The organism is Streptomyces aureocirculatus, assembly GCF_000720475.1.
Lineage (GTDB): Bacteria > Actinomycetota > Actinomycetes > Streptomycetales > Streptomycetaceae > Streptomyces > Streptomyces aureocirculatus.
Window position 1 is genome coordinate 87,127 of the sequence record NZ_JOAP01000036.1, and the last position, 8,112, is coordinate 95,238.

6 protein-coding genes are annotated in these 8,112 nt (G+C 69.5%); all 6 read left to right on the forward strand.

What is annotated here, in order from left to right; genetic code table 11:
• The first annotated feature begins 105 nt into the window (after window positions 1–105).
• The 6 genes from IG78_RS0128795 (at window position 106) to IG78_RS0128820 (ending at window position 7,885) form a co-directional block, all read left to right on the forward strand.
• Window positions 106–1,203 carry a substrate-binding domain-containing protein gene (locus tag IG78_RS0128795; RefSeq protein ID WP_030568334.1) on the forward strand — a complete coding sequence of 366 codons (1,098 nt, stop codon included), beginning with the start codon at window positions 106–108 and terminating at the stop codon, window positions 1,201–1,203.
• Window positions 1,204–1,454: 251 nt separating this feature from the next.
• Window positions 1,455–2,255 (forward strand): ATP-binding cassette domain-containing protein, encoded by an 801-nt coding sequence (locus tag IG78_RS0128800; protein ID WP_078965660.1) that lies wholly within the window; start codon window positions 1,455–1,457, stop codon window positions 2,253–2,255.
• Entirely contained in the window at window positions 2,252–3,568 is a 1,317-nt protein-coding gene (locus IG78_RS0128805; RefSeq protein ID WP_030568338.1) for a sugar ABC transporter permease, read from the forward strand. Before IG78_RS0128800 ends, IG78_RS0128805 begins: the two co-directional genes overlap by 4 nt.
• Window positions 3,569–3,837: 269 nt before the next feature.
• Complete coding sequence (dxs, locus tag IG78_RS0128810) at window positions 3,838–5,766, forward strand: 1-deoxy-D-xylulose-5-phosphate synthase (protein WP_030568340.1); 1,929 nt, start codon at window positions 3,838–3,840, stop codon at window positions 5,764–5,766.
• A 246-nt stretch (window positions 5,767–6,012) separates the two neighbouring features.
• Window positions 6,013–7,512 (forward strand): amino acid permease, encoded by a 1,500-nt coding sequence (locus tag IG78_RS0128815; RefSeq protein ID WP_030568342.1) that lies wholly within the window; start codon window positions 6,013–6,015, stop codon window positions 7,510–7,512.
• A gap of 118 nt (window positions 7,513–7,630) precedes the next feature.
• Entirely contained in the window at window positions 7,631–7,885 is a 255-nt protein-coding gene (locus IG78_RS0128820; RefSeq protein ID WP_030568344.1) for a hypothetical protein, read from the forward strand.
• Window positions 7,886–8,112: the final 227 nt, after the last annotated feature.

Genomic DNA, 8,112 nt, shown 5'->3' on the forward strand with positions numbered 1-8,112 from the left:
TGTCATCTCGTTAAGGATTTACTCCTTGACGCGTGTCGGGTGGCCGAGTTGACTTCGAGCCACCTCGGCCGCAACGACGCGGCCACGTCAGGGAGGCACCCCCAAATGAACGCATTGACGCGCCGCGTCGGCATAGGCACCGTCACCGTTTCCATGGCGCTGGCCTTGGCCGCGTGCGGAGAGGCCGGAGACGGCGACGACAAGGGCAGCGACGGTGACGGCAAGACCATCGGCCTGCTGCTGCCGGAGAACAAGACCACGCGTTACGAGACCTTCGACCGCCCCATCATGGAGTCGAAGATCAAGTCGCTGTGCGGCGACTGCGAGGTCAAGTACAACAACGCCGCGCAGGACATCGAGACGCAGAAGAAGCAGTTCGACGCGCTGATCACGCAGGGCGTCAAGGTGATCATCCTGGACTCGGTGGACTACAAGTCCACCAAGGGCTGGGTCGAGCGCGCCGAGAAGGAAGGCGTGCAGGTCGTGGCGTACGACCGGCTCGCCGAGGGCCCGCTGGCGGCCTATGTCAGCTACGACAACGAGAAGATCGGCCGTCTCCAGGGCGGCGCCCTCGTCAAGGCGCTCGGCTCGAAGGCCAAGAGTGCCAACGTTGTCATGATCAACGGCTCGCCGACCGACCCGAACGCCCCCTTCTTCAAGAAGGGCGCCCACTCGGTGCTCGACAAGAACGTCAAGAAGATCGCGTACGAGCAGGACATCCCGGACTGGTCCCCGGACGAGGCCAACAAGAAGATGGCGACCGCCATCGACAAGCTCGGCAAGGACGGCATCGACGGCGTCTACTCCGCCAACGACGGCATGGCGGGCGGCATCATCACCGCCCTCAAGCAGCGCGGCATCGACGTCCCCGTCGGCGGTCAGGACGCCGAACTCGCGGGCCTGCAGCGCCTGCTGAGCGGCGACCAGTCCTTCACGATCTACAAGCAGATCAAGCCGGAGGCCGAGACCACCGCCGAGATCGCGGTCCGCCTCCTCAAGGGCAAGAAGATCGACGACCTCACCGACCGCAAGGTCGACTCGCTCAGCGGCGACTACAAGGGCATCCCCGCCAAGCTGTACGACGCGCAGGCGATCACCAAGGACGAGGTGGCCGACACCATCGTCAAGGACAAGGTGTACAAGGTCGGCGAGATCTGCACCAAGCAGTTCAAGAAGGCCTGCGACGAGGCCGGGATCAAGTAACTCCCGGCACCTGCCGGGGTGTTGTGCCCGCCCTTCCCAGGGTGTTGACGCGGCGCGAGTGCCGCGAGACACCTTCCCCAGCGGTCCGGTGCCCGCCGAGCCACATCCTGCCCCGCAGCCGGAGGGCGGGCACCGGCCACCTCGACCCGTCCCAGCTCTTCCCCTGCTCCCGCAGTTCTTCCCCTGCTCCCGGAGCTATTCCTCTGCTCCCGCAGCTCTTCACCATCCCCGCCGGCCAGGCGGCGAAGGAGATGATTCACGTGTCCGCTACGCCCGTGCTGGCGTTGCGCGGGGTCTCCAAGCGATTCGGTGCCGTCCAGGCGCTCACGGACGTAGACCTCGAGATCCACACCGGTGAGGTGGTCGCCCTCGTCGGCGACAACGGCGCCGGCAAGTCCACCCTCGTCAAGACCATTTCCGGGGTCCACCCCATCGACGACGGCGCCATCGAGTGGGAGGGCACCAAGGTCGCCATCGGCCGGCCGCACGACGCCCAGAACCTCGGCGTCGCCACCGTCTACCAGGACCTCGCGCTCTGCGACAACCTCGACGTGGTCGCCAACCTCTTCCTCGGCAGCGAGCTGAAGAGCGCCGCCGTCCTCGACGAGATCAAGATGGAGAAGCGCGCCCGGGAGCTCCTGGACACCCTGTCCATCCGCATCCCGAGCGTCCGCATCCCCGTCGCCGCGCTCTCCGGCGGCCAGCGGCAGGTCGTCGCCATCGCCCGCGCCCTGGTCGGCGACCCCAAGGTCGTCATCCTCGACGAGCCCACCGCCGCCCTCGGCGTCGAGCAGACCGCGCAGGTCCTCGACCTCGTGGAGCGGCTGCGTGAGCGCGGCCACGGCGTGATCCTCATCAGCCACAACATGGCCGACGTGCAGGCCGTCGCCGACCGGGTCGCGGTCCTTCGCCTCGGCCGCAACAACGGCGTCTTCGACGTCGCACAGACCTCGCCCGAGGAAGTCATCGCCGCGATCACCGGCGCCACGGACAACGCCGTCACCCGCCGCAGGGCGCGCACGGCCACGGCACTGAAGGAGGACGCGAAGTGAGCGACCTCGCCAAGACCCCCGAGCCCACGAAGGCCCGCGCGGCCTCGGGCTCCGCCGTGGACGCCGAGCCGTCCGCGGCCCCCGCGGCCGCCGTCGACCCGCGCCTGCTCGTGCGCGAGCAGGGCTTCGCCGGGTACTGGACGGAGTTCATCCGCAAGGTGCGCGGCGGTGAGCTCGGCTCGCTGCCCGTCGTCATCGGCCTGATCGTCATCGGTCTGGTCTTCCAGTTGCAGAACGACAAGTTCCTGTCCGCGAGCAGCCTCGCCAACATCGCGGTGTTCACCTCCGGCGTCGGCATCATGTCCGTCGGCATCGTCTTCGTGCTGCTGCTCGGTGAGATCGACCTGTCCGTCGGCTCCGTGGCGGGCGTCGGCGCCGCCGTCTGGGCGGTGCTCAGCGTCAACCACGGGTGGGGCGACTGGCTGTCGGTGTTCGTGGCGATCGCCTGCGGCACGGTGATCGGCGTCCTGCACGGCTTCTTCTTCGCCAAGATCGGCGTACCGGCCTTCGTGGTCACCCTGGCGGGCTTCCTCGGCTGGAGCGGTCTGCAGATCTGGATGATGGGCAAGGAGGGCAGCATCAACACGCCCACCGGCTCTGTCGTGGAGGACCTGACCACGCACTTCTTCGCCGACAAGGCCGCCGCGTACGGGCTCGCGCTGGTCGCGGTGCTCGCCTACGCGGGCTCCCAGCTCCTGGACGCACGCCGCCGCAAGACCGCCGCGCTGCCCTCGCGCCCGCTCAGCGAGATCCTGCTGCGCACCGGTGTGCTCGCCGTCCTGGCCCTCGTCGTCGCGTACTTCCTGAACGAGCCCAAGGGCGCCCGCGGCCTGCCGCTCGCCCTGGTGCTCTTCCTGGCCGTCCTGGTGATCGCGGACTTCGTGGCCCGGCGTACCACCTTCGGCCGTCAGGTCTTCGCGGTCGGCGGCAACGCGGAGGCGGCCCGCCGCGCGGGCATCAACGTCGACCGGGTGCGGATCACCGTGTTCGCGATCTCCGGCATGCTCGCGGCCTTCGGCGGGCTCTTCATCGCGAGCCTCTCCGGCGGCGCGACCAAGAGCCTCGGCAGCGGCAACACCCTGATGATCGTGATCGCGGCGGCCGTCATCGGCGGCACCAGCCTCTTCGGCGGCCGCGGCAAGATCTGGTCCGCCATGCTCGGCATGCTCGTGATCCAGTCGATCCAGCAGGGCCTGAACCTGGAAGGCATGGCCAGCGAGATCCAGTACATGATCACCGGCGCGGTGCTCCTCGCCGCCGTCGTGATCGACTCGGTCTCCCGGCGCACCCAGAAGTCCGCGGGCCGCGCCTGATCCCGCAGGTCCGTGCCCGGTACCGGTGTCTCCGGTACCGGGCACGGCCATGTCCGCCCCCGGGCCGGGGATAGGAACATGCGTTCCCCTCGCGGTCGGGGTGTGCCCGGTCCGACAGGTCGTACCAGTCGATTTACGGCCGATCGCGTGACGCGGGACTTCAGGGCCGGACTCCGCCGTCAGCGGCGGAACATTAGACTCGACAAGCCCGGCAATGCTCGAACAGCGCTACACGCTCAGCGCTACCGCTCTACTGCAAGGAGGCACGGGTGCCGCTGCTGACCCGCATCACGGGACCGCGCGATCTGGACCCGCTCGGCCCGGAACAGCTCAACGAGCTGGCGACCGAGATCCGCGGCTTCCTCGTCGACGCGGTCGCCAAGACCGGCGGCCACCTCGGCCCCAACCTCGGCGTCGTCGAGCTGACCATCGCCCTGCACCGCGTCTTCGAGTCGCCCAAGGACAAGGTCCTCTGGGACACCGGACACCAGGCCTACGTGCACAAGCTGCTCACCGGCCGCAAGGACTTCTCCGCGCTGCGCGCCAAGGGCGGCCTCTCCGGCTACCCCGCGCGCGCCGAGTCCGACCACGACGTGATCGAGAACAGCCACGCCTCCACGGTCCTCGGCTGGGCGGACGGCCTCGCCAAGGCGAACGAGGTGCGCGGCAAGGATGACCACGTCGTCGCCGTCATCGGCGACGGAGCGCTCACCGGCGGCATGGCATGGGAGGCCCTGAACAACATCGCGGCCGCCAAGGACCGCCCCCTGGTCATCGTCGTCAACGACAACGAGCGGTCGTACGCCCCCACGATCGGCGGCCTCGCCAACCACCTCGCGACCCTGCGCACCACCGACGGCTACGAACGCTTCCTGGCCCGCGGCAAGGACCTCCTGGAACGCACCCCCGTCGTCGGCAGGCCGCTGTACGAGACGCTGCACGGCGCCAAGAAGGGCCTGAAGGACTTCATCGCGCCGCAGGGCATGTTCGAGGACCTCGGCCTGAAGTACGTCGGCCCGATCGACGGCCACGACATCGAGGCCCTGGAGTCCGCCCTGACGCGCGCCAAGCGCTTCGGCGGCCCGGTCATCGTGCACTGCATCACCGAGAAGGGCCGCGGTTACCAGCCCGCCGAGGAGGACGAGGCCGACCACTTCCACGGCATCGGCCCCATCCACCCCGACACCGGCCTGCCCATCGCCGCCGGCGGCATGGACTGGACCTCCGTCTTCGGTGAGGAGATGGTCAAGCTCGGCCGGGAGCGCGAGGACATCGTCGCGATCACCGCAGCGATGCTCCAGCCGGTCGGCCTGAAGAAGTTCGCCGACGAGTTCCCGGGCCGGGTCTACGACGTCGGCATCGCCGAGCAGCACGCCGCGGTCAGCGCCGCGGGTCTCGCCACCGGCGGCCTGCACCCCGTCTTCGCCGTGTACGCCACCTTCCTGAACCGCGCCTTCGACCAGCTCCTGATGGACGTGGCGCTGCACAAGTGCGGCGTCACCTTCGTCCTTGACCGGGCCGGTGTCACCGGCACGGACGGCGCCTCGCACAACGGCATGTGGGACATGTCGATCCTCCAGTGCGTGCCCACCCTGCGCATCGCCGCGCCCCGCGACGCCGACCAGGTACGCCTCCAGCTCCGCGAGGCCGTCGAGGTCGACGACGCGCCCACCGTCGTGCGCTACTCCAAGGGCGCCGTCGGCCCCGCGGTCAAGGCCGTCGCCAAGGTCGGCGGCATGGACGTGCTGCGCCGCGCCGACGCCGACAGGCCGGACGTGCTCCTGGTCTCCGTCGGCGCCCTCGCGCCGATGTGCCTGGAGATCGCCGCCCTGCTCGACAAGCAGGGCATCTCCACGACCGTCGTCGACCCCCGCTGGGTCAAGCCGGTCGACGAGGCGATGGCGCCCCTCGCCGAGCAGCACCGCGTCGTGGTCACCGTCGAGGACAACTCCCGCGCGGGCGGCGTCGGCTCGGCCGTCGCCCAGGCCCTCAGGGACGCGGGCGTCGACGTGCCGCTGCGCGACTTCGGCATCCCGCCGCGCTTCCTGGACCACGCGTCGCGCAAGGAGGTCATGGCCGAGATCGGGCTCACCGCCCCCGACATCGCCCGGCAGGTGACCGGCCTGGTCGCGAAGCTGGACGGCCGCTTCGAGCGTGCGGGTGCGGGCGTGGACTCCGTGGAGCCCGCGCGCGACTGACGGCCGCTACGGGGTCACGCACCGTATCCGGAACGGCCGGGGTCACACACCGATCCGGTAGCGACCCCGGGGTCACGCACCGATCCGGTAGCGACCCCGGGTTCACGCACCGTATCCGGATGGGCCGGTTCCGCCACCGTCAAGAGTGGTGAAACCGGCCCATCCGCGTGAATCCGCCCGCGTCGGGGCATCACCTCTCCGCCCCCTCTCGATCATGTCGAGGACGACAAGCGTGGGAGGTACCCCGTGAGCAGCACCCTCTTCCGGACGAAGAAGGTCGAGCAGTCCATCCTCGACACCGAGGAGCCAGAGCACGCGCTCAAGAAGTCCTTGTCCGCGTTGGACCTGACCGTCTTCGGCGTCGGTGTCATCATCGGCACCGGCATCTTCGTCCTCACCGGCACGGTCGCCAAGAACAACGCGGGGCCCTCCGTCGCCCTGGCGTTCGTGGTCGCCGGGGTCGTCTGCGCGCTCGCCGCGCTCTGCTACGCCGAGTTCGCCTCCACGCTCCCGGTCGCCGGGTCCGCGTACACGTTCTCGTACGCGTCCCTCGGCGAACTGCCCGCCTGGATCATCGGCTGGGACCTCGTCCTGGAGTTCGCGCTCGGCACGGCGGTGGTCGCCGTCGGCTGGTCGGGGTACATCGCCTCGCTGCTCGACAACGCGGGCTGGCAACTGCCCGAGGTACTGAGCGGGCGGGACGGAGCCGACGGCTTCGGCTTCGACATCCTCGCCGCCGCCCTCGTCCTGGTCCTCACCGGCATCCTCGTCCTCGGCATGAAGCTGTCCGCGCGGATCACCTCGCTCGTCGTCGCGATCAAGGTGGTGGTCGTCCTCGTCGTGATCGTCGCGGGCGCCTTCTTCGTCAAGTCCGAGAACTACGACCCGTTCATCCCGAAGGCCCAGGAGGTGGAGGCGGGCGGCGGACTGCACTCACCGCTGATCCAACTGATGTTCGGCTGGGCGCCCGCCAACTTCGGCGTCATGGGCATCTTCACCGCCGCCTCCGTCGTCTTCTTCGCCTTCATCGGCTTCGACATCGTCGCCACCGCCGCCGAGGAGACCAAGAACCCGCAGCGGGACATGCCGCGCGGCATCCTCGGCTCGCTGCTCATCTGCACCACGCTCTACGTGGCCGTGTCGATCGTCGTCACCGGCATGCAGCACTACAGCAAGCTCTCCGTGGACGCCCCGCTCGCCGACGCGTTCAAGGCCACCGGGCACCCCTGGTACGCGGGCTTCATCAGCTTCGGCGCCGCCGTCGGCCTGACCACGGTCTGCATGATCCTGCTGCTCGGCCAGACCCGGGTGTTCTTCGCGATGAGCCGCGACGGACTGCTTCCGCGCTTCTTCTCCCGCGTCCACCCGCGCTTCAGGACCCCGCACCGGCCGACCATCCTCCTCGGTGTGATCATCGCGGTCGTGGCCGGGTTCACCCCGCTGAGCGAACTCGCCGAGCTGGTGAACATCGGCACCCTGTTCGCTTTCGTGATCGTCGCGCTCAGCGTGATCATCCTGCGCCGGACCCGGCCCGACCTGCCCCGCTCCTTCCGCACCCCCTTGGTCCCGCTCCTTCCGATCCTGTCCGTGTGCGCCTCGCTGTGGCTGATGCTCAACCTGCCCGCGGAGACCTGGATCCGCTTCGCCGGCTGGATGGCCGTGGGCGTCGTCGTGTACTTCCTCTACGGGCGCTCGCACAGCCTGCTCGGACGACAGCAGAAGACGACAACTCATCACGATGAGTGACCAATCTCCTTGACACTTCGGCCCCGTACGTTCCCTTTTGGCGGGACCTGCGGGACCTGCGGGACTTGCGGGACTTGCGGGACCTGCGGGACCTGCGGGGCCGGATAGCGTGCGGGCCATGCTCGTCGAGCACCTTGTGCCACCACGCTCCGTAGCCACTGCGGTCACCCCCGGACAACGGACGTACTGGACCCGGCTGCTGCCCGCCCTCGCCCTGCTGGCCTGCGCCACCCGGCTGCCCTCCTTCGCCAGGCCGCTGTGGAACCCCGACGAGGGATTCCTCGCCGTTCAGGCACGGCTCCTCGCGGACGGGGGCGAGCTGTACGAGACGGTGGTCGACCGAACGTGGCGGCCTGCGCGTCCTCGGGGTTGAGACCGACGGAGAGCAGCAGGTACAGGACACCGGCCGTGCGTCCCGCGCGGTCCCCCCCAGCGGCGGCGGGCCAGGGAGGCGAGCAGCGCGGCGGTGAGCAGGTGCGCCCCGGGGCTCGCCGGGACGGCGGTGGCGTGCGCGTTCCTGGCCAAGCAGACCGGGGGAGCGGTGCTTGTGCCGGTGGTGTGGCTGCTGTGGGGAGCGGGAGCGGGGGCGGGGGGTGCCGG